The 26,672-nt window shown below is 68.3% G+C and carries 25 protein-coding genes and 1 riboswitch; of the genes, 13 read left to right on the forward strand and 12 right to left on the reverse strand.

Going from position 1 to position 26,672, the window contains the following annotated elements; all coding sequences use genetic code 11:
* Positions 1 to 306: 306 nt before the first annotated feature.
* On the reverse strand, positions 307 to 2,208 hold the full coding sequence (asnB, locus tag AC13GF_RS04835) for an asparagine synthase (glutamine-hydrolyzing) (protein WP_483003520.1): 1,902 nt from the start codon (positions 2,206 to 2,208) through the stop codon (positions 307 to 309).
* A 350-nt stretch (positions 2,209 to 2,558) separates the two neighbouring features.
* Here asnB and AC13GF_RS04840 point away from each other — a divergent pair, with 350 nt between their 5' ends.
* Together AC13GF_RS04840 and AC13GF_RS04845 are read left to right on the forward strand one after the other, a co-directional pair.
* Positions 2,559 to 3,248, forward strand: a complete 690-nt coding sequence (locus AC13GF_RS04840) for a winged helix-turn-helix domain-containing protein (protein ID WP_010484092.1) — start codon at positions 2,559 to 2,561, stop codon at positions 3,246 to 3,248.
* Positions 3,245 to 4,591: an ATP-binding protein gene (locus tag AC13GF_RS04845; RefSeq protein ID WP_483003522.1), complete on the forward strand. Its 1,347-nt coding sequence runs from the start codon at positions 3,245 to 3,247 to the stop codon at positions 4,589 to 4,591. Before AC13GF_RS04840 ends, AC13GF_RS04845 begins: the two co-directional genes overlap by 4 nt.
* Here the strand turns inward: AC13GF_RS04845 and AC13GF_RS04850 are convergent.
* Positions 4,588 to 6,057, reverse strand: coding sequence for a sensor histidine kinase (locus tag AC13GF_RS04850; protein ID WP_483003524.1), 1,470 nt, complete (start codon positions 6,055 to 6,057; stop codon positions 4,588 to 4,590). The genes AC13GF_RS04845 and AC13GF_RS04850 overlap by 4 nt on opposite strands.
* Entirely contained in the window at positions 6,054 to 6,773 is a 720-nt protein-coding gene (locus AC13GF_RS04855) for a response regulator transcription factor (protein ID WP_014035866.1), read from the reverse strand. The genes AC13GF_RS04850 and AC13GF_RS04855 overlap by 4 nt, the downstream gene beginning before the upstream one ends.
* A gap of 144 nt (positions 6,774 to 6,917) precedes the next feature.
* Here AC13GF_RS04855 and msrB point away from each other — a divergent pair, with 144 nt between their 5' ends.
* The 4 genes from msrB to AC13GF_RS04875 all read left to right on the forward strand — a co-directional run bounded on the left by msrB (position 6,918) and on the right by AC13GF_RS04875 (position 11,678).
* Positions 6,918 to 7,493, forward strand: coding sequence for a peptide-methionine (R)-S-oxide reductase MsrB (gene msrB, locus AC13GF_RS04860; RefSeq protein WP_483003526.1), 576 nt, complete (start codon positions 6,918 to 6,920; stop codon positions 7,491 to 7,493).
* Positions 7,494 to 7,495: 2 nt separating this feature from the next.
* Positions 7,496 to 9,265 (forward strand): cytochrome c biogenesis protein DipZ, encoded by a 1,770-nt coding sequence (locus tag AC13GF_RS04865; protein ID WP_483003528.1) that lies wholly within the window; start codon positions 7,496 to 7,498, stop codon positions 9,263 to 9,265.
* A 14-nt stretch (positions 9,266 to 9,279) separates the two neighbouring features.
* Positions 9,280 to 10,017, forward strand: coding sequence for a peptide-methionine (S)-S-oxide reductase MsrA (msrA, locus tag AC13GF_RS04870; protein WP_483003530.1), 738 nt, complete (start codon positions 9,280 to 9,282; stop codon positions 10,015 to 10,017).
* A 212-nt stretch (positions 10,018 to 10,229) separates the two neighbouring features.
* On the forward strand, positions 10,230 to 11,678 hold the full coding sequence (locus AC13GF_RS04875; protein WP_483003532.1) for an aminotransferase-like domain-containing protein: 1,449 nt from the start codon (positions 10,230 to 10,232) through the stop codon (positions 11,676 to 11,678).
* 75 nt (positions 11,679 to 11,753) lie between these two features.
* Here the strand turns inward: AC13GF_RS04875 and bioD are convergent, their stop codons facing one another.
* Positions 11,754 to 12,437: a dethiobiotin synthase gene (bioD, locus tag AC13GF_RS04880; RefSeq protein WP_483003534.1), complete on the reverse strand. Its 684-nt coding sequence runs from the start codon at positions 12,435 to 12,437 to the stop codon at positions 11,754 to 11,756.
* Between the two features lie 68 nt (positions 12,438 to 12,505).
* On the opposite strand from bioD, the gene AC13GF_RS04885 reads away from it, so the two are divergent.
* Entirely contained in the window at positions 12,506 to 12,988 is a 483-nt protein-coding gene (locus AC13GF_RS04885; protein ID WP_004140850.1) for a GAF domain-containing protein, read from the forward strand.
* Positions 12,985 to 13,347 carry a TfoX/Sxy family protein gene (locus AC13GF_RS04890; RefSeq protein ID WP_483003536.1) on the forward strand — a complete coding sequence of 121 codons (363 nt, stop codon included), beginning with the start codon at positions 12,985 to 12,987 and terminating at the stop codon, positions 13,345 to 13,347. Before AC13GF_RS04885 ends, AC13GF_RS04890 begins: the two co-directional genes overlap by 4 nt.
* Before the next feature lie 91 nt (positions 13,348 to 13,438).
* Here AC13GF_RS04890 and AC13GF_RS04895 read toward each other — a convergent pair whose 3' ends face one another.
* Positions 13,439 to 14,017: a histidine phosphatase family protein gene (locus AC13GF_RS04895; RefSeq protein WP_032128728.1), complete on the reverse strand. Its 579-nt coding sequence runs from the start codon at positions 14,015 to 14,017 to the stop codon at positions 13,439 to 13,441.
* A gap of 142 nt (positions 14,018 to 14,159) precedes the next feature.
* Positions 14,160 to 14,382: riboswitch (cobalamin riboswitch) on the forward strand.
* A 114-nt stretch (positions 14,383 to 14,496) separates the two neighbouring features.
* Between AC13GF_RS04895 and btuB the strand changes: the two genes are divergently transcribed.
* Positions 14,497 to 16,338 carry a TonB-dependent vitamin B12 receptor gene (gene btuB, locus AC13GF_RS04900; protein ID WP_483003538.1) on the forward strand — a complete coding sequence of 614 codons (1,842 nt, stop codon included), beginning with the start codon at positions 14,497 to 14,499 and terminating at the stop codon, positions 16,336 to 16,338.
* Between the two features lie 100 nt (positions 16,339 to 16,438).
* Here the strand turns inward: btuB and gph are convergent, their stop codons facing one another.
* The 3 genes from gph to AC13GF_RS04915 form a co-directional block, all read right to left on the reverse strand.
* Positions 16,439 to 17,095 (reverse strand): phosphoglycolate phosphatase, encoded by a 657-nt coding sequence (gene gph / locus AC13GF_RS04905; protein ID WP_483003540.1) that lies wholly within the window; start codon positions 17,093 to 17,095, stop codon positions 16,439 to 16,441.
* A gap of 64 nt (positions 17,096 to 17,159) precedes the next feature.
* Positions 17,160 to 17,951, reverse strand: coding sequence for a class I SAM-dependent methyltransferase (locus AC13GF_RS04910; RefSeq protein ID WP_049444871.1), 792 nt, complete (start codon positions 17,949 to 17,951; stop codon positions 17,160 to 17,162).
* Positions 17,948 to 18,877: a LysR family transcriptional regulator gene (locus AC13GF_RS04915; protein ID WP_483003542.1), complete on the reverse strand. Its 930-nt coding sequence runs from the start codon at positions 18,875 to 18,877 to the stop codon at positions 17,948 to 17,950. The genes AC13GF_RS04910 and AC13GF_RS04915 overlap by 4 nt, the downstream gene beginning before the upstream one ends.
* Positions 18,878 to 18,985: 108 nt before the next feature.
* Between AC13GF_RS04915 and AC13GF_RS04920 the strand changes: the two genes are divergently transcribed.
* A complete protein-coding gene (locus tag AC13GF_RS04920) occupies positions 18,986 to 19,624 on the forward strand; it encodes an NAD(P)-dependent oxidoreductase (protein ID WP_483003544.1) in 639 nt (212 codons plus the stop codon).
* Between the two features lie 91 nt (positions 19,625 to 19,715).
* A complete protein-coding gene (locus AC13GF_RS04925) occupies positions 19,716 to 20,627 on the forward strand; it encodes an MBL fold metallo-hydrolase (protein WP_483003546.1) in 912 nt (303 codons plus the stop codon).
* 319 nt (positions 20,628 to 20,946) lie between these two features.
* Here the strand turns inward: AC13GF_RS04925 and dinB are convergent, their stop codons facing one another.
* Positions 20,947 to 22,035, reverse strand: coding sequence for a DNA polymerase IV (gene dinB / locus AC13GF_RS04930; protein WP_126928780.1), 1,089 nt, complete (start codon positions 22,033 to 22,035; stop codon positions 20,947 to 20,949).
* 191 nt (positions 22,036 to 22,226) lie between these two features.
* Between dinB and fabA the strand changes: the two genes are divergently transcribed.
* A complete protein-coding gene (gene fabA / locus AC13GF_RS04935; RefSeq protein ID WP_049480813.1) occupies positions 22,227 to 22,742 on the forward strand; it encodes a 3-hydroxyacyl-[acyl-carrier-protein] dehydratase FabA in 516 nt (171 codons plus the stop codon).
* Complete coding sequence (gene fabB / locus AC13GF_RS04940; RefSeq protein WP_483003549.1) at positions 22,742 to 23,950, forward strand: beta-ketoacyl-ACP synthase I; 1,209 nt, start codon at positions 22,742 to 22,744, stop codon at positions 23,948 to 23,950. The genes fabA and fabB overlap by 1 nt, the downstream gene beginning before the upstream one ends.
* Positions 23,951 to 24,082: 132 nt before the next feature.
* On the opposite strand, the gene AC13GF_RS04945 is transcribed toward fabB, so the two are convergent.
* The 3 genes from AC13GF_RS04945 to AC13GF_RS04955 are packed head-to-tail and all read right to left on the reverse strand — an operon-like array spanning position 24,083 to position 26,525.
* Positions 24,083 to 24,766, reverse strand: coding sequence for an HAD family hydrolase (locus AC13GF_RS04945; RefSeq protein ID WP_483003551.1), 684 nt, complete (start codon positions 24,764 to 24,766; stop codon positions 24,083 to 24,085).
* Positions 24,763 to 25,464, reverse strand: a complete 702-nt coding sequence (locus AC13GF_RS04950) for a pseudouridine synthase (protein ID WP_126928779.1) — start codon at positions 25,462 to 25,464, stop codon at positions 24,763 to 24,765. The genes AC13GF_RS04945 and AC13GF_RS04950 overlap by 4 nt, the downstream gene beginning before the upstream one ends.
* Positions 25,461 to 26,525 carry a class I SAM-dependent methyltransferase gene (locus AC13GF_RS04955; RefSeq protein WP_043398893.1) on the reverse strand — a complete coding sequence of 355 codons (1,065 nt, stop codon included), beginning with the start codon at positions 26,523 to 26,525 and terminating at the stop codon, positions 25,461 to 25,463. The genes AC13GF_RS04950 and AC13GF_RS04955 overlap by 4 nt, the downstream gene beginning before the upstream one ends.
* Between the last annotated feature and the right edge of the window lie 147 nt (positions 26,526 to 26,672).

The raw sequence follows: 26,672 nt of genomic DNA on the forward strand, positions 1-26,672 counted from the left end.
GAGCTGATGGGCCCCGTCGGGGCAGGCAGGGGCCTGGGCAAATGTCCCCCGGCGCCGGCCGTTGGCCGTCACCTCCTCCTTTACTTTGCCCAGCCCCCTACCCGCCCCGACGAGGCTCTGCGCGCGGTGAGTAGAGCGCAGCACGCGCGGCCGCCTTTCAAGGAAGCGCCGACGAACTCCGAACGCAGGGCGGAGGCCCTTGCGTACGAAGTAAAGGGGGAGGTGACGGCCAACGGCCGGCGCCGGAGGACATTCGTACGCAAGGGCATCCGCCCTGCGCCACGCAGAACAAACCGCGAAGGAATCTCAACGCCCGCGATTGACGTGCCAGTGCTGGTGCCACGCCTGGAACATCAACACGTTCCACAGGTGCGTGTGCCACTTGCGCTCACCCCGCAGGAACGCTTCCCAGATACCGCGCACGCGTGCCGCATCGAAGCAGCCCTGGTTGCGCAGCAGCTGCGGGTCCAGCAACGCCTCCGCCCAATCGCGCAGCGGGCCCGCCAACCAACGCGCCATCGGTGGACCGAAACCGCGCTTGGGGCGGTACACCAGCGGCTCGGGCAGATAGCGCGCCAGCAGGTGCTTGAGAATCCGCTTGTGCTCACCGTCGTGGTACTTCAGATGCTGCGGCAGGCGCCAGGCCAGGCGCACCACCTCCATGTCCAGCAGCGGCGCACGCGTCTCCACGCCCGCCGCCATGCCCGCGCGATCGACCTTGGCGAGGATGCCCTCAGCCAGGTCCATGCGGAAATCCAGCAGCTGGATGCGCGCCTCGGCCGGCAGCGCGGTGTCCTGCTGCTGGAAGATCGTCATCGGCTCGCGCGCGCCCAGCACCACCTGCGCCGGCTGCCGCCAGCGGGTCACACGCTGCAGGTAATGCCCTTCCACGTCGTTGGCGGCAACCTCGGCCACCAGCGCACGCCAGCCTCCCAGGCGCCCACGCTCGACGTTCATGCGGTTGCCGCTGCGCCGCGCCAGGTCGCGCACCCAGTCCGGCAGGCCACCGCACAGGCGCGCATTGCGCAGTGCGCGGCCGTAGCTGGGGTGGCCGAAGAACAGTTCATCGCCACCATCGCCTGTGAGCGCCACCGGCTTGCGCGCGCCCAGCAGTTCACTGGCCAGCAGGGTCGGCAGCTGCGAGGCGTCGGCGAACGGCTCGCACCAGACCTGCGGCAGGCGCTGCAGCAGATCCAGGCCCTGGCGCGCGTCCATCCGGTGCAGATGGTGCTGCACACCCAGATGCCGCGCGACCTGCGAGGCCCAGTCGCTCTCGTCATGGCCGGGATCGTCGAAGCCGACCGTCCACGCCTCGATCGGCAAGGTGGACTGCGCCTGCATCATCGCCGTCACCAGCGACGAGTCGGTGCCGCCGGACAGGAACGCGCCACACGCCAATGGCGAGTGCATGCGTGAAGCGATCGCCTTCTGCAACACCACTTCCAGCTGATCGGTGGCCTGCTCCAGGCTCGGCGCCGGCTGCAGGGGTTCCTGCAATGCGCTCTGCATCGCGTCGCGTGCGCACCAGTAGCGCGCCCCCCCTTCCGCCGCCTGGCTGGAACCACCGGCAGCGTGGTCATCCAGATCAACGCGCAGCACCGCGCCAGCCACCAGCTTGTGGATGCCCCGGTAGATGGTGTGCGGTGCCGGCACATAATCGTGGCGCAGCAGCAGGCTCAGCGCATCCTGATCGATGCTTGGCGCGAAGCCGGCAAAGGCCTGCAACGCCTTCATTTCCGAGGCGAACAGGAACTGGCCCTGGGACCAGCCGTAGTACAGCGGCCGCTCACCGACCGGATCACGGGCCAGCCACAACGCGCGCGACTCGCGGTCCCAGACACTGAAGCCAAATGCTCCCTCGATGCGCGACAGCGCCCGCTCCACACCCCACTCGATGATCGCCTGCAGCAGCAACCGGGCATCGCTGCAGCTGCGCGGCAGATCACGCAGCTGCGACTGCAGGTCGGCGCGGTTGTACAGGCGGCCGTCCAGGCACAACACGTAACGGCCGCAGTCCGAGCTCAGCGGCTGCAGCGGGGTATCGGTCGGCGCCCGGCAGTGGCCCAGCGCCAGGCCAGCCTCGGCGTCGGTCCAGTAACCGATGCGGCCCCTGCCCCGCTGCTGCAGGGCGCGCAGCATCGGCGCCAGCTGCTGCAGCAGGTGCTCGTCTTCGGCGGGCGGCAGCCAGGCCCCGACCACGCCGCTCATCGGGCATCTCCGCAGCGGCAACGGCGGGACGGGTTCAGCAGGCAGAGGGCGGCGGGCGACATGGGAACGGCACGCGGAGCGGAGGAGACTCCATGCTCGGCGCCCCACCTGCCCCGCGTCAGTCGCTTTGCTGTCAGCGATGGTCACCAGACGTATCACGAAGGTAACGTTTTGTAACGGCAACAAGCTATGCTGGACGCCAAGTTGTTGCCAGGCCTGAGGCCCGGCCCGAGCGCCAGCAACCCCGGCTGAATGGCGCCCGCCCCCGGGACCCGGGCGGCCCGCAGGCTGGGATAGCATCGCCGCGCTCGTGCCGTGGCGGTACGTTTGCGCCCACGGAGGCCTTGAAAATGCTGGATATCGTACTGGTCGAAGACGATGCCCGCCTGGGTACGATGGTCAGCGACTATCTACAGCGGCATGGCTACCAGGTGGCCCATGAGCGCAGTGGTGAGCGCGCGGTGGCCCGGATCCTGGCCGAGAAGCCGGCCCTGGTCCTGCTCGATGTCGGCCTGCCCGACCAGGATGGTTTCGAAGTGTGTCGGCAGATCCGACCCCACTATGACGGCATCATCTGCGTGCTGACCGCCCGCACCGACAACATCGACCAGGTGCTGGGACTGGAGCTGGGGGCCGACGATTACATCGGCAAACCCATCGAACCGCGGGTGCTGCTGGCCCGCCTGCGTGCGCACCTGCGCCGCCATCGCCGGGTCGAACCGCGCGACGGCAGCCTGCGCTTCGGCGAGCTGAACATCGACCCGTCCACCCGCAATGTGCACCTGCAGGGCGGCCTGCTGGAGCTGACCACCGCCGAGTTCGACCTGCTGTTCCTGCTGGCCAGCAACGCCGGCCAGATCCTGGACCGCGATGCACTGCTGCGCGGCCTGCGTGGCATCGCCTTTGACGGCCTGGACCGTTCGATCGATGCACGCATCTCGCGCCTGCGCCGCAAGCTGGGCGACAACCCTGAACAACCGGAGCGGATCAAGACCGTCCGTGGACGCGGCTACCTGTTCAGCCGCTCGGCATGGGGATGAAGCGCACGCCCTCGGCGATGCGTGGCCACGCCTTCCACTTCCTGCGCTACGGCATCGGCTTCCTGGTCGCCCACCTGCTGCTGATCGTGCTGGGCCTGTGGGCCTGGGATGCGCTGCTGGAAGACCGCACCGAAGCCAGCCTGCTGGCCGAGATGCGTGGCACCCATGCGCTGCTGCAGCAACGCTTCGCGGAAACACCGCGCGAGCAGTGGCCGGTGCTTGCACGAGGGCTCGACGCCGACTTCGCCTACGCCCTGCGGATGGTGCCGCTGGCCGAGGCGGAGAAGGCGCTGTCGGCCAGCCAGCGACCGCCGTTCAACAACGGCCGGGTGCAGATCGACCTGGAACACATGCGCAGCCTGCAGCGGATCGGCGACAGCGACTATGCCGTGATGCTGGGGCCACTGGATGAAGCGTTGCCCGAGGAAGGCTGGCAGGACAGCGAAGTGTCCGGCGTGGCGATCCTGCTGCTGATCCTGATGGTGGCCGTGGCGCTGCCGATGTACGTGATGGTCTACCGCCTGTGGCGCGACGTTTCGCAGCTGGCCCAGGCCGCCCGGCAGATGCGCGACGGCCAGCTGGACACGCGCGCGCCACGCGCCGGCACCGCGCTGGTGCGGCCGCTGGCCAATGCCTTCAACCACATGGCCGAGCAGCTGCAGCAGCTGCTGGAAAGCCAGCGCGTGCTGGCGCAGGCAGTGGCGCACGAAGTGCGCACGCCATTGGCGCGGATGCGTTTCGGCCTGGCCGACCTGGAGGACACCGCGCTCGACGAGATACAGCGCGATGCACTGGGCGGCCTGCGCACCGACGTTGATCGGCTGCAGCACCTCACCGATGCCGGTGTCGAGTACGCCGCGCTCGGCCGCTGTCATCAGCTGACCCGCCAGCGCCTGCAGCTGGCGGCACTGGTACGTGGCGTGGTGGCCCAGTTCGCACCGCTGCCGATGCCGGTACAGCAGGTGCTGTCGCCGGCAGGCCTGGTCAACGTCAACCGGCACATGCTGGAACTGGCGTTGCGCAACCTGCTCGGCAATGCCCTGCGCTACGCACGGCGGCAGATCCGTATCGCCAGCACGGTAAACGACGGCTGGCTGTGCCTGCAGGTGGAGGACGACGGCCCCGGCATCGCACCCGAACTGCGCGGCCAGGTGCTGCAACCCTATGTGCGGCTGGATCCGGGCAGCCCCGGGTTCGGCCTCGGCCTGGCGCTGGTGCAGGTGGTAGCCGACAAGCATGGCGGCCACGTTGAAGTGACCGATTCGGAGCTGGGCGGTGCCTGCATCCGCCTGCACCTGCCGCTGGAAAGCGGCGGTGCCGTGGAGAGCGAGACGACCTGCTAGACCGCCGGTTCCGCGCGCGGCAAGGCAAACACGAACAGCGCGCCCTGCTCGCTGTCGCGCAATTCGATCCGGCGCCCATGCAGCTGCACGATGCGCTGCACGATCAGCAGGCCCAGCCCGCCGCTATCGCCGCGCCGTGCCCCCAGCGCCGCCGGCGCCTGGAACAGCTGCGTGCGCAGTGCAGGGGCAACACCAGGGCCATCATCGGCCACGCTCACCTCGACGCTGTCCGGCGTCGCGCGCAGGCGTACCTCGATCCGGCCACCCTCCGGCGCATGCCGCAACGCGTTGTCGAGCAGGTTGGTCAGCACCCGCTCGACCAGGCCCAGATCGGCACGCACCAGCGGCAGGCCTGGCGGGAACTCGGCATGCAGGCGCTGGTTGCGTGCCTGCGCCGCCAGCTCGAACTTCTGCAGCACGTCCTGCAGCAGCTCCGGCAATGCGAACACCTCCCACTCCAGACGGACTTCGCCGTGCTCCAGCCGCGCCAGTTCGAACAGCGCGCGCGCCAGCCGACCAACCTTGGCACTCTGCGCCAGGGCGATGCCGAGATAACGCCGGCGCTCATCCGGCGACAGCGTGGCGTCCTTCAGCGCCAGTGTTTCCAGGTAGCCGTGCAGTGACGACAACGGCGTGCGCAGGTCATGCGAGATGTTGGCCACCAGTTCGCGGCGCTGCAGGTCCTGCTGGCGCAGCTGTTGCCACTGCTCGCCCAGCCGCTGCGCCATCTGCGCGTGTGCGTGTTCCAGGATCACCAGCTCGTCGCGCTCACCGGGGCGCAGCGGCTCCGGCGGCGGCAGCGGCGTGGGTGCGTCGATATCGAAGGCCTGGATGCGCCGGGTCAGCCGCCGCAGCGGGCGCGTCACCCAGTAGAAGGCCACCAGCCCGGCCAGCAGGCCCAGGCTGCCGACCAGCACCACCGACCACCAGGTGGTGTTCCACTGGCTGCCGGCGGCAAGATCGTCGGCGAGCATCTGCCTGTGCTCGCCCACCAGCACCACGTACACGTATCCGGCCTGGCGGCCCTGCACGATCAACGGTGCGGCACTGAACACCTTGCGGCCGTCCGTGCTGCGCGGGTCATCGCCCAGGATCGGCAACGGCGCACCGGCCAGCAGCCGGCGCAGCGGTGCCACATCCACCCGGTTGCGCACCAGATGGCCTGTCGGCGCATCGTGGCCGAGGATGCGGCCCTGGTCGTCCAGCAGATAGACCTCGACGCTGGGATTGACCGCCATCAATTGGCCGAACAGCGCGCGCACCGCGGCATCACGCATGCCGCTGGTATCCATCAGCTCGCTGCGCTGCGCGATGTGCTCGGCCAGGCCCAGCGACAGCCGCTGCACCACCTCCTGCTCGTGGCGGGTATTGGCACGCATCTGCAGCGCCAGCAGCGCCATGCAGCACATCAGCATCAGCGCGGCGATCACCACCGCCAGCTTCTGCCACAGGTTCGGCCTGATCATGCCGCCGCCCCGGCCGGGTCGACCAGCTTGTAGCCACGGCCCCACACCGTCAGCAGCCGCCGTGGATTGGCCGGGTCCGGCTCGATCTTGCTGCGCAGGCGATTGATGTGGGTGTTGACCGTGTGCTCGTAGCCATCGTGCTGGTAGCCCCAGACCTGGTTGAGCAGTTCCATGCGCGCGAACACCTGGTCCGGATGACGGGCGAAGAACAGCAGCAGGTCAAACTCGCGCGGCGTCAGCTCCAGCGCGTTGCCATCCACCGAGGCGGTACGCGCAACCGGATCCAGCTGCAGGCCGCCCAGTTCGATCGCGCCGGCATCGATGCGAGCACTCTGCGCCATCGCTTCGGCCCGGCGCAGCAATGCGCGCACCCGTGCCACCAGCTCCGGCATCGAGAAGGGCTTTGCCAGGTAGTCATCCGCACCCAGTTCCAGGCCGACGATGCGCTGGGTTTCGCTGCCACGCGCACTGATGATGATGATCGGCACATAGCGCGCCATCGCGCGTGCACGCTGGCACACCTGCAGGCCATCCACGCCGGGCAGCATCACGTCCAGTACCAGCGCATCCCACGGGCCGTCCTGCTCGAGCAGGCGCAGCCCGGCATCGCCACTGGCGGCATGGGCGACGTCGTAGCCCTCATCGCCCAGATGCATGCGCAGCAGGTCGGCGATGTGGGCATCGTCTTCAACGATCAGCACGCGTTTGGTGGACATCGGCAGCTCGGGGCCAGTGGGGAGGCTGGTTGCATTGTGGCGCGGGACGGCCGCCGATACCTCACGAAAAATTGAATCCTGCGTGAGGATTCGTTGACCCGGGCGGGCGCAGCATGGCCCCGTCGCCCCTTCCCGGAGTCCGCCATGTCCCTGTCCCGCCGCCATCTGCTGGGCCTGGGCGGTGTTGCCACCGCCGCCGGCCTGCTCGGCCTGGGGGCCTGCAGCCGCGCCGCGCCGGCGGCCGCTGAAGCGCGCCCGCCGCGACAGTTCGAGGTCATGCACAGCGATGCGCAGTGGCGCCAGCAGCTGACCCCGGCGCAGTACGCGGTGCTGCGCCAGCAGGCCACCGAGCGCCCGTACAGCAGCCCGCTCAACAAGGAACATCGGCAGGGCACTTTCACCTGCGCGGGCTGTGCGCTGCCGCTGTTCTCCTCGTCCACCAAGTTCGAGAGCGGTACCGGCTGGCCCAGCTTCTGGGCGCCGCTGCACAACGCCATCGGCGAAGACCGCGACGTCACCTTCGGGATGCTGCGGGTAGAGGTGCACTGCCGCCGCTGCGGTGGCCATCTCGGCCACGTGTTCAACGACGGCCCGCGTCCGACCGGGCTGCGCTACTGCATGAACGGTGCGGCGATGGTGTTCGTTCCCGGTGCCGCCGAGGGCGGCACTGCCGATGGCTGGCGGGTGCCGGTCGGTTCTTCCCCTGCTTCCGGAGCCTGACGATGCTGCTGTTGCTGCTTGCCTACCTCGGAGGCGCGCTGACCCTGCTCAGTCCCTGCATCCTGCCGGTGCTGCCGTTCGTGTTCGCGCGTGCCGACCGTCCCTTCCTGCGCAGCACGCTGCCCTTGCTGCTGGGCATGGCGCTGACCTTCACCGTGGTCGCCAGCCTGGCCGCGGTGGGCAGCCAATGGGTGGCGCAGGCCAACCAGGTCGGACGCTGGATCGCCCTGCTGCTGATGGCGTTGTTCGCGGTCGCGCTGCTGTGGCCGCGACTGGCCGACCATCTGCTGGCGCCGTTCCAGCGTGTGGGTGCACGCCTGAGCGCGCGTGCCGATGCCGCTGATGCTGCTGGGCATGGCGGCGCATGGACCTCGCTGTTGATCGGCATCGCCACGGGCCTGCTGTGGGCACCCTGCGCCGGGCCGATCCTCGGCCTGGTGCTGACCGGTGCTGCCCTGCATGGCGCCAGCGTCGGTACCAGTGCGCTCCTGCTGGCCTATGCGCTGGGTGCAATCACCGCACTGGCGCTGGCGGTGTGGGTGGGCGGCCGCGTGTTCCGTGCCCTGCAGGCGCGGCTTGGCCTCGGCGATGTACTGCGCAAGGTGCTGGGTGTGGCTGCGCTGCTGGCCGTAGTGGCGATCGGCATGGGATGGGATACCGGCCTGCTGACCCGCCTTTCGACGGTCAGCACTGCGCGTATCGAGCAGGGTCTGCTGGACGCGGTACCCGGTGCGCAGCCAGCGGCACCGCCGATGATGATGATGACCGGTGCCAACGCCGCGGCCGATGCACCGCTGCCGGTGGAAGGCACCCTGCCCGCACTGGACGGCGCCACCGGCTGGCTCAACAGTCCGCCGCTGACAGCCCAGCAGCTGCGCGGCAAGGTGGTGCTGGTCGATTTCTGGACGTACTCGTGCATCAACTGCCTGCGCGCGATGCCGTTCGTGCACGAATGGGAGCGCCGCTACCGCGACCACGGTCTGGTGGTGATCGGCGTGCACACGCCGGAGTTCGCCTTCGAGCGTGACCCGCGCAACGTGATGAAGGCGGTGCAGCAGCTGAAGGTCGAATACCCGGTGGCGCTCGACAACCAGTACACGATCTGGCGCGCGTTCAACAACCGCTACTGGCCGGCGCAGTACTTCGTCGACGCGCAGGGCAACATCCGCGGGCACCAGTTCGGCGAAGGCAACTACGCGCGCTCGGAACAGATGATCCGTCGCCTGCTGACCGAAGCCGGCCAGACCAGTCTGCCGCCACCGGCCGATCCCGCTGCCGCCGACCTGAAGGGCGTGGCCGCGCAGGCCGACATGGGCAACCTGCGCTCGCCGGAAACCTATCTGGGCCACGCCCGCGCCGAGCAGTTCGCCTCGCCCGGCGGGCAGCGCAGCGATGCCGCGTTCGACTACACCTTGCCGACCACCCTGGCGTTGAACCAGTGGGGACTGTCGGGGCGCTGGACCGTCACCGACGAAGCCGCACAACTGCAGCAGGCCGGTGGCCGCATCGCCTTCCAGTTCCACGCGCGCGACCTGCACCTGGTGCTGGCACCGACCCACGACGGCACGCCGGTGCGCTTCCGTGTCTGGCTGGACGGCAAACCGCTGCCCGCCGCCGATGCCGGCAGCGATGTCGGTGCCGATGGCAGCGGCGTGGTCGACGAGCACCGCCTGTACCAGCTGGTCCGCCAGCGCGGCACGGTCGGCCCGCATCGCTTCGAGATCGAATTCCTCGATGCGGGCGTGCAGGCCTATGCCTTTACCTTCGGTTGAACCGGGAGCACACGATGAAACTCTCCTTTGAACAAGGCATCGCCGCCGGTGTTGCCGGTCTCGTGGCCACGGCATTGATCGCCGGCGTGCTACTCGTTGATCACGGCGCCATCGCAGCACCGGTCGAAGCCAGCGCGCAGACCCAGGCACTACCGGTACCCACGGGCGATGCGGCGTTCCGCGATGACGCCACCCACGCCAGCGTGGTGTTTGCCGGCGGTTGCTTCTGGGGCGTGCAGGGCGTGTTCCAACACGTCAAGGGCGTGAGCAATGCGGTGTCCGGCTACATCGGTGGCAGCGCGGCCAATGCGCGCTATGAGCGCGTCAGCGGTGGCCAGACCGATCATGCCGAAGCGGTGAAGATCGACTACGACCCCCGGCAGGTCAGCTATGGGCAGTTGATGCAGGTGTTCTTCTCGGTGGTGCACGACCCGACCCAGCTCAACCGCCAGGGGCCCGACCACGGCAGCCAGTACCGTTCGGCGATCTTCAGTGATGACGCACGCCAGCAGGCGGCCAGCCGCGCCTACATCGCCCAGCTCGGCCAGGCCGGCAGCTACCGCGCGCCGATCGTCACCCAGCTGGTCAGCGGCCAGCGCTTCTACCCGGCCGAGAGCTACCACCAGAACTACATGACCAACTACCTGCAGGCCGCCTACATCCGCTACTACGACGCACCGAAGCTGGCCGCGCTGGGCAAGCAGTTCCCGGCGTTGTACCGGCGCGATGCAGCGCTGGTGCCAATGCGGTAACGACCTGGGTAGTGCCGGCCGCTGGCCGGCAACCGCACCGTTCCGGATCCAGGGATTGCCGGCCAGCGGCCGGCACTACCTGCAAAAAAAGACGCACGGCCATCCAGCCGTGCGCTTGGGAAGTATCGGCCGTGCCCCGATCAGGCCCGGACGACAACGACATGCTAGGCTCGCCATCATCATGGGTACAGCACCAGATGGCGGGATGTTCGATGGATACAGATGACCAGACTTCGATGATTCCCCCCCGCTACCAACGGCTGTCGGATGAGTTGGCCGAAGCCATCCATGGTGGCCGCCTTCCGGTCGGCAGCCGCCTGCCCTCGCTGCGGCAGATGGCGTCGCAGCGCAGGCTCAGCCTCAACACGGTGATCGCGGCCTATCGCCAGCTGGAAGACGCCGGCCTGGTGATTCCGCGGCCCAAGGCCGGTTTCGAGGTTGCGCCACGGCTGTCGGTGCCGGAACGTTCGCTGCGCGACACTCCGTCCGCGCCCACCGCGCCGCTGCAGCAGGTGCTGATGGCCCGCGTGCTGGAGGCACAGCGCCGCCTGGGTGTAATCGACCTGGCGTTCGCCGGCCCACGTGGTCGCCAGTTCTATCCAGGCGCGCAGCTGGCCCGGCATACCGCGCAGGTGCTGCGCCACGGCCAGCAGACGGTGGAAACCTATGCACGACCGAACGGCTCGCCCCGGCTGCTGGCGCAGATCGTGCGCCGTGGCCCGCGCATGGGGCTGCATACCCACAGCGAGCGCCTGCTGCTGACCCACGGTGCGATGGAAGCGCTGCAGCTGGCGCTGCGTGCAGTGACCCAGCCCGGTGACGCGGTCGGCATCGAGGCGCCGTCCTACTTCAACCTCTACCCATTGCTGGCCAACCTCGGCCTGCAGGCCATCGAGCTGCCCACCCACCCGCAGCATGGGCTGGATGTGGATGCGCTGGATGCGCTGCTGGAACACACATCGCTGGCCGCACTGGTGGTGATGCCGACCGTGCACAACCCGCTGGGCTGCACCATGCCGACGGCCGCCAAGCAACGCCTGGCCGAACTGGTCAACGCACGCCAGCTGCCGCTGATCGAGGATGCGGTGTATGCCGAGCTGCAGTTCTGCGAACCGCCGGCGCCCTTGCTGAAAGCCTTCGATCGCGACGGCTGGGTGATGGTAGTCGGTGGTTTCTCCAAGACGCTGGCGCCGGATTACCGCATCGGCTGGCTGGATGGCGGCCGCTTCGCCGAGCGCATCGCGCTGCTGAAATTCCAGTCCACCGGCGGCGAGCCGCAGCTGCTTGGCGACGCGGTGGCGGCGTATCTGGAAGCGGGCAGCTACGAGCACCACCTGCATCGCATGCGCCGGCTGTACCGCGAACAGGTCGGGCGGCTGCGCCAGCTGGTGGCCGAACACTTCCCGGTCGGCACCCGTGCCACCGAGCCACAGGGCGGCTTCCTGCTGTGGCTGGAACTGCCGGGCGTGGATACGCGCGAGCTGTTCGAGCATGCGCTGCAGGAAGACATCGTGTTCATGCCAGGCCAGGTGTATTCGCGCGGGGCGCGCTACCGCCACTGCCTGCGGCTGTCGTGCTGCCAGACGCTGGATGCACGCTTCATCGGTGCGGTGGAACAGTTGGGTGCGATCGCGCGGGAGCTGGCGGCTGCAGCACGGTAGTGCCGGCCGCTGGCCGGCAACTGCACGCACGTGATTGCATCGAGATTGCCGGCCAGCGGCCGGCACTACCCAGGATCAATCGAGCAGGTGCGCCGCCAACGCTTCACCATCCGCCCCCGGAAGATTGGGCAGCCTCCCCCAGCACGGCATCGGCAGGCGCTGCTGCAGCGTTGCGATGTTCTCATCCTGGCGCTGCATCGCCGGGTCGATGTGGTTGCCGATCCAGCCCAGGCACTCCACGCCACTGGCCTGCAGCGACTGCGCGGTCAGTCGCGCATGGTTGACGCAGCCCAGCCGCATGCCCACCACCAGCAGCACCGGCAGCCGCAATGCGCGCACCAGGTCGAGCTGGTCGAGCGTGGCCGAGACCGGTGCCAGCCAACCGCCAACACCCTCCACCACCACGACATCGGCCTGCGCGCGCAGACGCTCGAACGCGGCCACGATCGGCGCCAGCGCCACGTGCACGCCATCCTCGGCAGCGGCCAGCTCCGGTGCCAGCGGCTGGCGCAACGCATATGGGTTCAGATCGGCATAGTCCGGTACCGGCCAGCTGGCCGCCTGCAGCGCCAATGCGTCTTCGTTGCGCAGGCCCTGGCCCAGATCCTCGCTGCCGCTGGCCACCGGCTTCATACCCACCGCACGCAGGCCGCGCCGGCGCAGTGCATGCAGCAGCGCGGTGCTGGCCGCGGTCTTGCCGATCTCGGTATCGGTGCCGGTGACGAACAGGGCGGGCGGCAGCGTAACGGGCAATGGCATCGATGGGCTCCAACGGGGCAACAGAGCGAGCATTATCGCCGGCCCGGCGCGCTTGCTAGACTGCGGGCATGTTCGCCAATGCCTCGCTCACCGGCAGCAAGCCGGAACAATACGCTCAGCTGCTGGAACAGGCCCGTGGCCTGGTCTACGCCGAGTCCGACCGCATCGCCAACGCGGCCAACCTCTCGGCACTGGTCTACCACGCCCTGCCCGACCTGAACTGGGTGGGCTTCTACCTGTACGACGGCAAGGAGCTGGTGGTCGGCCCGTTCCAGGGCCTGCCGGCCTGCGTGCGCATTCCGCTGGACAAGGGCGTGTGCGGTGCCGCCGCCAGCCAGCGCGTGACCCAGCGCGTGGACGACGTCGATGCCTTCCCCGGCCACATCGCCTGCGATTCAGCCTCGCGCTCGGAACTGGTGGTGCCGCTGCTGCGCGGTGATGAACTGATCGGCGTGTTCGATATCGACAGCCCGAAGGTCGGCCGCTTCGATGCCGACGACCAGGCTGGCCTGGAAGCCATCGCCCGCGTGTTCGTCGAGGCGCTGGGATGAGCGCACCGAAGCTGCGCAACATCGGCCCGAAGAGTGCGGCGTGGCTGCGCCAGGTCGGCCTGCGCAGCCGCGAAGACCTGGTCGCGATCGGTGCCGTGGGCGCCTTCGTCAAGGTCAGGCGCGCGGGCTTCAAGCCCAGCCTGAACCTGTTGTACTCGCTGGAAGGCGCACTGCTGGACTGCCACTGGCAGGAACTGAGCGAGCCGCAGCGTGAGGCGCTGGTGCAGGATTACGAAGCGCGCATCGCCGCGCATCCGCTGAAGGCAGCCGGCCCGGCGTCGGGCCCGGTGCATGAGCAGCGCTTCGATGCTGACGATGACGCTGAGGACAGCGTGGCCGAGCGCGTGGACGAGGATTGAGGCGTCCGCGTTCCTGGGCATGCCGGCCAGCGGCCGGCACTACCATTGTGATGCGGGATCGGTAGCGCCGGGCCATGCCCGGCGAGTGCGCTCAGGGCTGCTGCAGCTCCAGCAGCTCGCCCACCAGCCCGACCTCACCGCGCTCCAGCCACACCCGCAGGCGCGTGCCGTGGTCGATGCGCAGGGCCCAGCACAGCGACATCGGCAGGCCGCAGACCTGCGACAGCACCATGCGCAGCGGGCCACCATGGCTGACCACCAGCGTCGGCACCGGATCGTCATCATCGAGCAGGCGATCCAGCGCGCGCGCGATGCGCCGCTCAAAGTGGCCCCAGCTCTCGCCATTCGGTGGCGGGAACGCGTGCGGGTCGGCATGGAAGGCCGCCAGTGCATCCTCCGGCAGGTCGAACAGCGACTGCCCGTCCCAATCGCCGAAATCCAGCTCTTCCCATTCCTCATCCGCTTCCACGTCCAGCCCACGGGGGGTGGCCAGGGCCATCGCCGTGTGCAGCGAGCGCAGCCGTGGCGAACTGATCACCCGTTCCCAGGGCTGTGCGGCGTAGGCGTCGACCAGTTCCTGCGGCAGGCGGGCCAGCTGCGGTGGATCGCTGCGGCCATCGAGGAACTCATCGCGACCGTTGCCGGCATGGCGGACCAGGTCGAGGATCATGCGTGCGTCCTGTACAGGCAACGCGGGAACAGCGGAAAACGGGCGGACATCGGCAACGGCACCACGGGATCGAGGGGCCATTCTAAAGGCACGGCAAAGGCAGACGAGCAAGCGCGGTGCTACGGGCCGCCTGCGATGCCGTAGACTGCGCGCACTTCCAGGTGACCTGCGGCCTCGGCCGGCAGGTTGAAACGGGAAGCCGGTGACGCGTGATTCCACGCCAGGCCGGCGCTGCCCCCGCAACGGTAAGCACGTCAGTTCCAGGCAACACCGCCACTGTGCCGCAGGCATGGGAAGGCGCCTGGACGGTGGCCTCGCGCCACCCGGCGGCAAGCCCGGAGACCGGCCCGGAAGCCTCAGGTCGCGATGCGGTGGGCATGGCGCTGGATGACGCGGCCTGTGCTGCGGCATCGGCGCGTGCCTGCCTTCGCGGCTCCTCCCCTTCGCCGCGCGGGCGTGCGTGGCACCTGGAGTCCCCCATGAAGCTGCAGTCCCGAATGCTGTCCCTGGCCGTGCTGGCCGCCCTGCCCGCGCTGGCCCAGGCCGCCGATGACACCACGGCGCTCGACCAGATCCTGGTCACCGCCACCCGCACCCCCATCGCGCTGCAGGACAGCATCGCGCCGGCGCAGGTGATCGACCGCGCGCAGATCGAATCCAGCCAGGCCACGTCGCTGCAGGAGCTGCTGCGCGGCCGCGCCGGCATCAACCTGACCAATGCCGGCGGGCTCGGCAAGCAGAGCTCGCTGTTCCTGCGCGGCACCAACTCGGGCCACACCGTGGTGCTGGTCGATGGTGTGCGCATCAACAGCGCCGACCTCGGCCTGGCCATGTACCAGGACCTGCCGCTGGCGCAGATCGAGCGCGTCGAAATCGTGCGTGGACCGCAGTCGAGCCTGTACGGTGCCGACGCCATCGGTGGCGTGATCCAGATCTTCACCCGCCGCAACCAGGGCGATTTCGCCCCGCACTTCCAGCTCGGTGGTGGCAGCAACGGGCTGCGCGAAGCCAGCGGCGGCATCGGCGGCGGTACCGAGCGCGGCTGGTTCGGCGCCGACATCGCCTACCAGCATTCCGACGGCATCGATGCCTGCCGCGGCTCGGCGACGCTGTTCACCGGCTGCTTTGCCGACGAACATGACCGCGACGGCTACCGCAACCTGTCCAAGAGCCTTCGCGGCGGTTATACCTTCAACGACCAGTGGAACGTGGAAGGCAGCGCATTGCGCGCCGACGGCAAGAACCACTACGACGGTTACTACAACTACTCGGAGACCCGCCAGCAGGTGCTGGCCGGCAAAGTGCGCTTCACCCCGTCCGAACGCCTGGCATTCACTGCCAACGTCGGCCGCAGTGACAACGAGTCGGATAACTTCGGCGCACCGGGGGTGTTTGGCAGCGCGCAGACCCATCGTGACAGCGCCTCGCTGCAGGGTGACATCACGCTGGCCGAAGGTCAGCTGCTGAGCACCGGCGTGGACTGGAGTGAGGACAACCTGGATGGCAGCAGCGCCGGGTATCTCGTCGACAGCCGCCGCAACACCGGCGTGTTCGTGCAGTACCAGGGCCGCTTCGGCCGCCACCAGCTGCAGGTCAGTGCCCGCAACGACGACAACCAGCAGTTCGGCAACCACGCCACCGGCAGCCTCGGCTGGGCGATGCAGCTGGAGCATGGTCTGCGCGTCAATGCCAGCTACGGCACGGCGTTCAAGGCGCCGACCTTCAGCGACCTGTACGACCCGTGGAGCGGCGTGCCGACGTTGAATCCGGAGAAGTCCAAGAGCACCAACCTTGGCGTTTCGCAGCAGGGTCAGGGCTGGCACTGGGGCCTGGATGTATACGAAACCCGCATCGATGACCTGATCACCTACGATGCGTCCACGATGAAAATGCAGCAGGTGGAGAAGGCGCGCATCCGTGGCGCCGAGCTGACCGGTGGCGTGCTGCTGGCCGGCTTCGACATCAGCGCGCAGCTGAGCTACACCGATCCGCGCAACCGCACCCACGGCAGCACCCAGTTCGACAACTGGCTGCCGCGACGTGCACAGCAGACCGCGCGCCTGGACATCGACCGCCGTTTCGGCGACTTCCGTGCCGGCCTGACCGTGCAGGGTGCGGGCAAGCGCTATGACAACGCCAGCAACTCGGTGAAGGTTGGCGGCTACGGCACGCTGGACCTGCGCGCCGAGTACGCACTGACGCCATCGTGGTCGCTGCTGGCACGTGCCGCCAACGTCTTCGACCGTCGCTACGAAACGGTGGCGTGGTTCAACCAGCCCGGCCGCGAATATCAGCTGAGCGTGCGTTACCAGCCGAAGTGACCGCAATGGTCATTGGTAGTGCCGGCCGCTGGCCGGCAACATCATGACCTTCGGCAACGTCCCCGGAGTTGCCGGCCAGCGGCCGGCACTACCCCCTGCTTCAGCCCCGCAACCCCGGCAGTTCACGCAGGTCGTCGATCACCGCCACCGCATGCGCGGTGGCCAGGTCCAGGCCGCGCGGGTAGCCGTAACGCACCAGCGCGATCGGCATGCCGGCATCTTCGGCGGCTCGGTAGTCGGTCAACGAATCACCCACCATCAGGCAGGCGTCCACCGGCAGCCCGAAGTGCGCGGCGATGTGCCGCAGCGGTTCACCACTGGGCTTGCGCTGCGGCAGCGAATCGCCGCCCAGTATCAGCGCGAACGCATCACCGATGCCCAGATGCTGCAGCAGTGGTGGCACCAGCGCTTCGGGCTTGTTGGTGCAGATCGCCAGCGGCACGTTGCGTGCACGCAGTTGCGCCAGCGCTTCAGCCACGCCATCGAACAGACGCGGGCTGCGCAGCAGGCATTCGCGGTAGTGCACCATGAATACCGGCATCACTTCGGCCAGGTCGACCTCACGACCCGCGGCATGCACGGCCTGTTCGACCAGGCGGCGCACACCGTCGCCGATCCAGCCCAGCACCGTGGCTTCCGGCACGCGTGCCACACCGATGTCCTCCAGCGTACGGTTCAGCGCTTCAGCGATATCAGCTGCGCTGTCGACCAGCGTGCCATCAAGGTCGAACACGACCAGCGGATAGGGATACGACAAGGGACGGCACCTGCATGACGTGGGGCCGTCCATTGTACGCCGCTGGTTTTTGCACCGATCCGCCTCAACCGATGCGGCGTGCGCGGGTAGCCAGGAAGGTGGGCAGATAACGGTCGATCAGGAAACGCGGCTGCGGCTGCCAGTCTTCCATGAAGCGATCGATGATGAAGCCGGCATCCAGCTGGCCACCGATCAGTTCGGTCAGGCTGTGGCCGAAGGTCAGCGCGTCGCCACGGGCCAGTTTCGCCTCGCGTTCGGCCGCTGGCAGGTCTTCCAGGTCCGAATAGGGAATGGCGTACTGCGGCCGGATCAGGCCCTGCGCATCCAGCTGCGGATCGCGCGCACCAACGAACAGCACCGGATTGTAGAAGCTGGCCATCAGCATGCCATCGCGTGCCAGCACGCGGCGGCATTCGGTCCACACCGGGCGCACATCAGGCACATACAGGTTCGAGATCGGGTGGAACACCACATCGAAACTGTCGTTGGCGAACACGTGCAGATCGCGCATGTCACCCTGCACGGTGCGCAGCTGCAGGCCATCGCGCGCGGCGACCCTGCGGTCCTGTTCCAGCTGCCCGTCGGACAGGTCGAACACGGTGACGTCAGCGCCCGCAGCGGCCAGCACCGGTGCCTGCTGGCCACCGCCCGAGGCCAGGCACAGGATGCGACGGCCGCGCACATCACCCATCCAGTCCAGTGGCAACGCACGGGGCGTCAGGTGCACCTGCCAGCGGCCTTCGCGCGCGGCGGCAATGGTTGAACTTTCCACCGGGCGCGACCATTCGCGCACTTCGCTGGCCTGGCGGTCCCAGGCAGCACGGTTGTGGTCGATCAAGGCCTGTCCATGGTTCATGTGTTCTCCTTGCCCGGCGGGCGCCAATCCAGATCCTGGAAGGCCGGGCTGGCGAAACACTCGCCCAGGAAATCCAGGAATCGCCGCATGATAGCGGGCTGCTGGCGCCGTGACGCGTACACGGCATGAATGCCGAGTTCGTCCAGGCTGAATTCGGGCAGCAGTTCGATCAGCTCACCACTGCGCAGCAGCGGCGCCACCTGGTAGGTCGGCAGCATGGCGATACCGGCACCGGCGCGCACCGCCTCCAGCAGCAGCGAGGCCTCGTTGGCGCTGATGTTGCCGCCCACCGCCACCGACAGCGAACGCCCATCGCGGTGCAGCTGCCACAGGCTCTTGCCAACGTAATGGTGGGTCAGGCAGTTGTGCGCGGCCAGGTGCTCGGGGGCGGTCGGCGTGCCGCGCACCTGCAGGTAGGACGGCGTCGCGCACAGCACCGAGCGGCAGGTGGCCAGCCGCCGTGCGATCAGGCTGGGGTCGATCTGGCGCGCGATGCGCACGGCCAGGTCCACCCGCTCTTCCACCAGGTTCACCGTGCGGTCGACCAGCAGCAGCTCGATGCGCGCCGCTGGATGACGCGCAACGAAGCCGGCCACCGCCCGTGCCAGGTGGCTCTGCCCGAACGACACGCTGGCAGTCACCCGCAGCGTGCCGTGCGGCTCGGGATCATCACTGGCCAGCTCGCCCTGCAGTTCTTCGCCGATCGCCAGCATCTGCCGGAAGCGCGCCAGCGCCGCCTCACCGGGGCCGGTCAGGCTGACCCGACGCGTGGTCCGGTGCAGCAGGCGCGCACCCAGCCAGCCCTCGACCTCGGCCAGGTAGCGGCTGACCATCGCCCGTGACATGTCCAGCACTTCGGCGGCGGCGGTGAGGCTGCCGCGCTCGGCCACCTCGACGAACACCGTAATGGCGGTCAATCGGTCCATATGCTCGATCCATGCAACAAACAAGCGCGTTATACGCTGTTTTTCGAGCAACTGCAGCAGCCTAGAGTGGCCCCATTCCCAGCCCACACCGCCCCACGGAGTCCTGCCATGAAAATCGCCCTCGTTGGTTCCACCGGCAACATCGGCCGCCAGATCGCCCGCCACGCGCTGGCCAACGGCCACGAACTCACCGTCATCGTGCGCAGCGCGCAGGATCTTCCGGCCGAACTGGCCGGTGCCCATCCGGTGATCGCCTCGCTGGATGACCAGGATGCCCTGGTCGCCGCCATCGCCGGCCACGACGTGCTGGCCAGCGCCTACGGCCCGCGCCCGGGCGATGACATCGGCCGCGTCGGCGAGGTCGCCGCGCAGCTGGCTGCCGCCGCACGCAAGGCCGGCGTGCCCCGCCTGGTGGTGGTCGGCGGTGCCGGCAGCCTGGAAGTCGCACCCGGCGTGCAGCTGGTCGATACCCCCACCTTCCCGGAGGCCTACAAGGCGTACGCGCTGGCGCACCGTGAGGCGTTCAACCGCCTGCAGGCAGTGGACGACCTGGACTGGACCTTCTTCTCGCCGGCCGCCGAAATCGGCCCGGGCGAAGAGCGCGGCCAGTACCGCGTGCAGCCCAAGGCCTTCCTCGCCGATGCCAGCGGCCACAGCCGCATCAGCTATGCCGACTACGGCGCCGCGTTCGTCGCCGAGCTGGAAGCGCATGCGTATCCGAAGCAGATCATCACGGCCGCGTATTGATCGACACGCCTGTTCTGTAGAGCCGGGCCCACGCTCGGCTCTACGCAAACATGCAGCCGGGCATTGGCCCGGCTCCACACAAGGAATTCCCATGCGTACCGCTGCCCTGCTGCTTCCCCTCGCCCTGGCCGCCAGCTTCACCAGTGCGCCGCTGCTGGCCGCACCGGCCACCACGGCCCCGGCCACGGCGACGAAATCCCAGCTGCACCTGCAGACCTTCCATCCCGGTCCGCAGGCGATGTTCTCGGTGTCTTCGGTGCTGATCGAAGGCCGCCACGACGCGATCCTGGTCAATGCGCAGTTTGGTGCCAGCGATGCGCGCAAGCTGGTCGAGCTGATCCGCGCCAGCGGCAAGCAGCTGACCACGATCTACATCAGCCACGGCGATCCGGACTACTACTTCGGCCTGGCCACCCTGCAGGACGCCTTCCCGCAGGCGCGCATCGTTGCCACCGCGCAGACCGTCGCCCACATCCAGCAGACCCAGGCCGGCAAGCTGGCCTACTGGGGACCGAAGATGGGCGCCGACGTGCCGGCACGCATCGTGGTGCCGCAGGTACTGGACGGCGATGCCCTGCTGCTGGAAGGCCAGCGCCTGCCGCTGATCGGCCTGGATGGCCCGACCCCGGACCGCACGGTGCTGTGGGTGCCGTCGCTGCGCGCGATCGTCGGCGGTATTCCGGTGGTGGCCGGTGAACACGTGTGGATGGCCGACACGCAGACGCCGAAGTCGCACGCCGACTGGCTGCAGACCCTGCAGCGGTTGCAGGCACTGAAGCCGAAGGTGGTGGTGCCGGGGCATTACGCGCCGGGTGCCGCACTGGATGCCAGTGCGCTGCGCTTCACTGCGGACTACATCCGCGCGTTCGATGCCGAGACGGCAAAGGCCAAGGACAGTACGGCGCTGGTGAAAGCGATGCAGGTGCGCTACCCGAAGCTGGACGGCGTGGCATCGCTGGAGCTGAGTGCGAAGGTGGCCAAGGGCGAGATGCAGTGGCCATGAGGTAGGGGAGGCTTTTGCAGGGCTGCGCCCTGCACCTGCTCAATGCAACGGCAACAGCCGAAGCAACAGCAACCGCTGGCTATCCGTGGGATGGCGAGGTGGGTCCGGTTGCGGGGGACGCCGTAAACCCATCCCTGGGGGCTTGGCCGCGGCATCCATGCCGCAGACACCCCCGCAACCGGACCCACCCCGCCTTCGACAGATCTCCGCAATCCGTCTGGATGGCATGTCTCTGCAACCTGTCGGGATGGAATGACCTGCTCTTGGTGGGTGTCGACCTTGGTCGACACGTAGATCCACGCCGTGCGTGGATGGAGGATCAGGAGCGATCGGTCTGGGTGTGCTCGAACAATTCGCCCTGCACTACCGGTTCCTTTTCGCGGAAGCCACCAAGGCCGACGCCGACCAGGCGGTAGCGGGTCTCCGCCGGCAGGTCGACGCGGGCGCGCAGGGCCAGCGCGATGTCGCGCAGTTCTTCCATCGATTCCGGCGGGCGCTCCGGGGTGAAGCTGCGGGTGAGAATGCGGAACTGCGCGGTCTTCAGTTTCAGCACCACGGTGTGGCCAACGCGTTCGGTCTTGCGCGTGGCATTCCAGGTCTTCTCCGCCAGCTGCACGATCGCCTCGCCCAGGTCTTCCAGCGGCAGGTCTTCGGCGAAGGTGTCCTCCGAGGAAATCGACTGCACCTGCTGGTCCGGCTCCACCGGCCGCTCGTCGATGCCGCGTGCGCGGTTGTACAGGCTGCGGCCAAAACTGCCGAACGCCTCTTCCAGATCGATCAGTGCCCACTGCCGCAGGTCGCCGCAGGTGACGATGCCGCGCGCGGCCAGCTTGCCTTCCATCACCTTGCCGACGCCGGGCACCCGGTTCACCGGCAGCGGCAGCAGGAAGGCATCCACGCGCTGCGGCGGAATCACGAACTGGCCATCGGGCTTGCGCCAGTCCGAAGCGATCTTGGCCAGGAACTTGTTCGGCGCGATCCCGGCTGAAGCAGTCAGGTTCGTTTCCTCGCGGATCTGCGTGCGGATGGTACGGGCGATGTCGGTGGCCAGTTCGATGCCGCTCTTCGGCTCGGTCACATCCAGGTACGCCTCGTCCAGCGACAACGGCTCGACCAGATCGGTGTGGCGCAGGAAGATCGCGCGTACCTGCTGTGACACCGCCTTGTAACGTGCGAAGTCCGGCGGCACGAAGATCGCGTCCGGGCACAGGCGCTCGGCACGCACGGCGGGCATCGCCGAACGCACGCCGAACACGCGCGCCTCGTAGGACGCCGCGCATACGACCGACCGAGCGCCACGCCATGCCACAACCACCGGCTTGCCGCGCAGTGACGGATCGTCGCGCTGCTCCACCGACGCGTAGAACGCGTCCATGTCGACGTGGATGATCTTGCGCAGTCGGGTCATGTCAGGCGGAAAGGGCGGGGGCGTGCCGAACGGGCCACACGCCGAAGTATGGTCGTTGCACATCAACAGGATGCGCGTATTCCATTGAAAACACTACGGTTGCGTACGGTTGAAATGTTTGATCGGCGCAGTTTCCACGGGCATCCTCGAGCGCTTGTTTCCCTGTTTCCCCGCTTCCAGGATTGTGCTTCATGACCCGTCTCCACGCGTTCAACCGCGAACAGCTGCTGGCCAGCGCACGCGGTGAACTGTTCGGCGCCGCCGCCGGCCGTTTGCCCAACGATCCGATGCTGATGTTCGACCGCATCACCGACATCCGCGAGGACGGCGGACCGCATGGCAAGGGCATGGTACGCGCCGAACTGGATATCCGCCCGGACCTGTGGTTCTTCGGCTGCCACTTCATCGGCGACCCGGTGATGCCCGGCTGCCTCGGCCTGGATGCCATGTGGCAGCTGACCGGCTTCTTCCTGACCTGGCTGGGCGCCCCCGGCAAGGGCCGCGCACTGGGCTGCGGCGAGGTGAAGTTCACCGGCCAGGTACTGCCGGAGGCCAAGCTGGTGCGCTACGAGATCGACATCAGCCGTGTCATCAACCGCAAGCTGGTGATGGCCCAGTCGGACGCCCGCATGTACGTGGATGACCGCGAAATCTACAGCGCGCGCGATCTGCGCGTCGGCCTGTTCACTGAAACCGGGAGCTTCTGATGCGTCGCGTCGTCATCACCGGCATGGGCATCACGTCCTGCCTCGGCAATGATCTGGATACCGTTTCGGCCGCGCTGCGCGAAGGGCGCTCGGGCATCACCGCCCTGGCTGACCACGCCGAAGCGGGCCTGCGCAGCCAGGTCGGCGGTCGTGTCGACCTCGATCTGGAGGCGCTGATCGACCGCAAGCAGAAGCGCTTCATGAGCGATGCGGCGGCCTTCGCCTACCTGTCCATGCGCGATGCCATCGCTGATGCCGGGCTCAGCCCCGAGCAGGTCAGCAATCTGCGTACCGGCCTGATCGCCGGTTCCGGTGGCGGCTCCAGCGAGTGGCAGATCGGCGCGGTCGACCTGCTGCGCGAACGTGGCGTGCGCAAGGTCGGCCCGTACATGGTGCCGCGCACGATGTGCTCGACGGTCTCGGCCTGCCTGGCCACGGCCTACCAGATCAAGGGCGTCAGCTACTCGCTGTCGGCCGCCTGCGCGACCTCGGCGCACTGCATCGGCGCCGCCGCGGACATGATCCGCCACGGTGCACAGGACATCATGTTCGCCGGTGGTGGCGAAGACCTGCACTGGTCGATGAGCGTGATGTTCGACGCGATGGGCGCGCTGTCGACCAGCTTCAACGAGACCCCGGCCAACGCCTCGCGTCCGTACGACAAGGACCGCGACGGCTTCGTCATCGCCGGCGGCGGCGGCATGCTGGTGCTGGAGGACTACGACCACGCCGTTGCACGCGGCGCGCACATCCATGCCGAGCTGATCGGCTATGGCGTGACCTCCGACGGCGCCGACATGGTCGCGCCGTCCGGTGAAGGTGCGGTGCGCTGCATGAAGATGGCGCTGCAGGGCGTCGATCGCCCGCTGGACTACCTCAACACCCACGGCACCTCGACGCCGCTGGGCGACGTCACCGAGCTCAATGCGATCCGCGAAGTGTTCGGCGATGCCGTGCCGCCGCTGTCCTCGACCAAGGCGCTGTCCGGCCATTCGCTGGGTGCGGCGAGCGTGCACGAGGCGATCTACTGCCTGCTGATGATGCGCGATGGCTTCGTTGCCGGTTCGGCCAACATCGGTGAGCTGGACCCGAAGGTGGAGAGCTTCCCGATCCTGCGCGAGAGCCGCGAGCAGAAGCTGGATACGGTGATGTCCAACAGCTTCGGCTTCGGTGGCACCAACGCCGCGCTGGTGTTCGGGCGGGTGTGATGGGGCAGGTGTGCCGACCAACGGTCGGCACCCGTAGAGTCGAGCTTGCTCGACTGCATTGAAAAGCGTGCCAACCAAGGTTGGCACCCACCAAAGCAGTAAAGAGTGCCGACCAACGGTCGGCACCCACCGTTACCTCGGCAACAACGGCAGCAGCAGCGCATGCGCGTCCACCAGCGAGCCGACGATACGGTGGCCCAGTGCGCGCAGCTCTTCGTCAGGATGCACCAGGTCCGGCACCTGGATCACGGTCATGCCGGCGGCCAATGCCGCGCGCGTACCGGCCGGTGAGTCTTCCAGCGCCAGGCAGCGTTCCGGGGCCTGGCCCAGCCGCTGCGCGGCCAGCAGGTAGATGTCCGGCGCCGGTTTCGGCCGCGCCACGTCGCCACTGGTGATCACCGCATCGAAATACGGCAACAGGCCGGCAGCGGCCAGCTTGCGGTTGGCCCGCGGCTGCCGCGTGGTGGTTGCCACCGCACGCGGTACCGCGTGCTCCTTCAACAGCTCCAGCAGCTCCAGGATGCCCGGCCGCAGCGGCAGGCCGGTCTGTGTGCGTGCTTCGTACAGCTCATGGCAGCGTGCAGCCATTGCCTCGATCACGCTGTCCTCGATCCCCTGCGCACGCAGCAGCGCATGCGTGTCGCGGTCACCGAGGCCGACCATGCGCAGGAACACCGCCTCGTCCAGGCCCAGCCCGAATTCGTCGGCGGCCTCGCTCCAGCAGGCCAGCGAGACCCGCTCGCTGTCGATCATCAGGCCGTCCATGTCGAAAATGACGGCGTCGGGGAGGAACGGCAGCGCAGCGATGGTGGTCATGGAGCGAACAGCGTATCCAGGTCGGTGGAGGTGAGCTGCCGCCATTGCCCCTCGTCCAGTCCCTGCAGGTCCAGCCCGCCGACGCGGCTGCGGTGCAGGGCCTGCACGTGGTTGCCGGTGGCGGCGAACATGCGGCGTACCTGATGGTAGCGGCCTTCGTGCAGCACCAGGCGCGCGCGACGCGCGTCCAGCACCTCCAGTTCAGCCGGCAGCAGGGGCGTCTTCTCGGACTCCAGCATCAGCGTACCGCTGGCGAACAGCGCTACCTCGTCGCCGCGCAGGTCGTCGCTCAACTCGACCTCATAGACTTTCGGCAGCTTCGACTTCGGCGAGATGATCCGGTGCAGCAGGCTGCCATCGTCGGTCAGCAGCAGCAGGCCACTGGTCTCGCGGTCGAGGCGGCCCACCGTGGACAGCACCGGATCACGGTCGCGGAAGCGCGGCGGCAGCAGATCGTAGATCAGGCGGCCGGTATCCTTGGTCGAACAGGTGTAGCCGGCCGGCTTGTGCAGCGCGATCGACAGGCCCACCGGCGGGTCCAGCGGCTCGCCGTCGACGCGGATCGCCTCGTGCGGCACCTGGTCGTCGGCGTACAGCACCTCGCCGTCGGCGTCGGTGACGCGGCCTTCGCGGAACATCCACTGCACCTGCTTGCGGCTGCCATAGCCCAGGTTGGCGATGAGCTTGACCAGCTTCACTTGCCCTTCCCCTTCACCGCTTCCACCAGCTTGAAGCCATCACGCTCGGCGATCACGCGCACCGCGCCGAAGCTCTCGTTGAGCGTGTACTCGTACGGCAGGTGGCGATTGGCCACCACGTACAGGCGCCCGCCCGGGCGCAGCGCCTGCGCGGCCACGGCGATGAAGCGCTGGCCGATGTCCGGGCGGTCGGCACGCGATGGCGTATGGAACGGCGGATTGCTGATGATGACGTCATAGCCCGGCTCGATGCCGGCGGTGACGTCCTGCCACAGGAAGCGCAGCGGCAGCGGGCGCGGCGGCGGCGCCAGATTGAGTTCGGCCAGTGCCAGCGCGCGCTGCTCGGCTTCGTACAGGTCCAGCGCGGTGATCTTCGGGCAGCGTTCCAGCAGCTCGCGCGACAGGTAGCCATAGCCCGCGCCGAGGTCGGCGGCGCGGCCGGCCAGGTCGGCCGGCAGGTGCTCGGCCAACAGCGCCGACGCCGGGTCGATGCGATCCCAGGCAAACACGCCCGGGCGGCTGAGGAAACGGCCGCCGACGATCGGCCGCACCGCATCCAGTGCCGACCAGCGCTTGGCCAGGTCGGCGTCGTGCTGGCCCTGCATCGGGGCGGTCCAGTACACGCGGCAGTGGTTCTTGGTCAGGCTGCCGCCGAGGCCGGTCAGCTGCTTGAGGTCGCCCTCCCCCGAGCGTGCACCTTCGTTGTTGGACTGGCAGGCAACGATGCGGCCGCCGTCGGCAACCAGCGCCAGCGCGCGGGCGAACAGCGCGCGGGCTTCTTCACGCTGGCGCGGCGGCAGCACCAGCACCAGCGGGTAGCGGCCCTTGCCGGCCACATCATCCAACTGGCCGCTGACGGTCCAGCCGGCGGCCTGCTGCAGCGGCTGCGCGAACGGGGCGAAGCTCTGCTCGCAGTGCACCTCGCGGTTGCCGGCCGCTTCGCGCAGCGGCCAGCCGTCGCGGGCACGCAGGAAGGCCACCGGGCCCTCCGGCCAGCGCAGGGCGCCTTGGGAGAACGGCAGGAACAGGGTCTGCAGGGGGGCGTCGTCGCTGGAGGCCATCGGCGCGGGTACTTCAAGCGTGAGGGCCGTCCATTGTACCGGCTTGGCCGGGCCGCCCCCGGCAACCGCTTTGCGAAACCCGAACGGGGCCTTGATCCGCCAGAAACATTGGAACGTTCAGGGTAGAGGCTCCCCCCGGAAACCCAG

This window comes from Stenotrophomonas sp. 22LJNL06-5-1 (genome assembly GCF_056861455.1).

What these genes read in the sequence shown, in the direction of transcription:
- asnB (WP_483003520.1), bottom strand. Translation starts at nt 2,208, where the DNA reads ATGAGCGGCGTGGTCGGGGCCTGGCTGCCGCCCGCCGAAGACGAGCAC.
- AC13GF_RS04840 (WP_010484092.1), top strand. Translation starts at nt 2,559, where the DNA reads ATGCTGGATATCGTACTGGTCGAAGACGATGCCCGCCTGGGTACGATG.
- AC13GF_RS04845 (WP_483003522.1), top strand. Translation starts at nt 3,245, where the DNA reads ATGAAGCGCACGCCCTCGGCGATGCGTGGCCACGCCTTCCACTTCCTG.
- AC13GF_RS04850 (WP_483003524.1), bottom strand. Translation starts at nt 6,057, where the DNA reads ATGATCAGGCCGAACCTGTGGCAGAAGCTGGCGGTGGTGATCGCCGCG.
- AC13GF_RS04855 (WP_014035866.1), bottom strand. Translation starts at nt 6,773, where the DNA reads ATGTCCACCAAACGCGTGCTGATCGTTGAAGACGATGCCCACATCGCC.
- msrB (WP_483003526.1), top strand. Translation starts at nt 6,918, where the DNA reads ATGTCCCTGTCCCGCCGCCATCTGCTGGGCCTGGGCGGTGTTGCCACC.
- AC13GF_RS04865 (WP_483003528.1), top strand. Translation starts at nt 7,496, where the DNA reads ATGCTGCTGTTGCTGCTTGCCTACCTCGGAGGCGCGCTGACCCTGCTC.
- msrA (WP_483003530.1), top strand. Translation starts at nt 9,280, where the DNA reads ATGAAACTCTCCTTTGAACAAGGCATCGCCGCCGGTGTTGCCGGTCTC.
- AC13GF_RS04875 (WP_483003532.1), top strand. Translation starts at nt 10,230, where the DNA reads ATGGATACAGATGACCAGACTTCGATGATTCCCCCCCGCTACCAACGG.
- bioD (WP_483003534.1), bottom strand. Translation starts at nt 12,437, where the DNA reads ATGCCATTGCCCGTTACGCTGCCGCCCGCCCTGTTCGTCACCGGCACC.
- AC13GF_RS04885 (WP_004140850.1), top strand. Translation starts at nt 12,506, where the DNA reads ATGTTCGCCAATGCCTCGCTCACCGGCAGCAAGCCGGAACAATACGCT.
- AC13GF_RS04890 (WP_483003536.1), top strand. Translation starts at nt 12,985, where the DNA reads ATGAGCGCACCGAAGCTGCGCAACATCGGCCCGAAGAGTGCGGCGTGG.
- AC13GF_RS04895 (WP_032128728.1), bottom strand. Translation starts at nt 14,017, where the DNA reads ATGATCCTCGACCTGGTCCGCCATGCCGGCAACGGTCGCGATGAGTTC.
- btuB (WP_483003538.1), top strand. Translation starts at nt 14,497, where the DNA reads ATGAAGCTGCAGTCCCGAATGCTGTCCCTGGCCGTGCTGGCCGCCCTG.
- AC13GF_RS04910 (WP_049444871.1), bottom strand. Translation starts at nt 17,951, where the DNA reads ATGAACCATGGACAGGCCTTGATCGACCACAACCGTGCTGCCTGGGAC.
- AC13GF_RS04915 (WP_483003542.1), bottom strand. Translation starts at nt 18,877, where the DNA reads ATGGACCGATTGACCGCCATTACGGTGTTCGTCGAGGTGGCCGAGCGC.
- AC13GF_RS04920 (WP_483003544.1), top strand. Translation starts at nt 18,986, where the DNA reads ATGAAAATCGCCCTCGTTGGTTCCACCGGCAACATCGGCCGCCAGATC.
- AC13GF_RS04925 (WP_483003546.1), top strand. Translation starts at nt 19,716, where the DNA reads ATGCGTACCGCTGCCCTGCTGCTTCCCCTCGCCCTGGCCGCCAGCTTC.
- dinB (WP_126928780.1), bottom strand. Translation starts at nt 22,035, where the DNA reads ATGACCCGACTGCGCAAGATCATCCACGTCGACATGGACGCGTTCTAC.
- fabA (WP_049480813.1), top strand. Translation starts at nt 22,227, where the DNA reads ATGACCCGTCTCCACGCGTTCAACCGCGAACAGCTGCTGGCCAGCGCA.
- fabB (WP_483003549.1), top strand. Translation starts at nt 22,742, where the DNA reads ATGCGTCGCGTCGTCATCACCGGCATGGGCATCACGTCCTGCCTCGGC.
- AC13GF_RS04945 (WP_483003551.1), bottom strand. Translation starts at nt 24,766, where the DNA reads ATGACCACCATCGCTGCGCTGCCGTTCCTCCCCGACGCCGTCATTTTC.
- AC13GF_RS04955 (WP_043398893.1), bottom strand. Translation starts at nt 26,525, where the DNA reads ATGGCCTCCAGCGACGACGCCCCCCTGCAGACCCTGTTCCTGCCGTTC.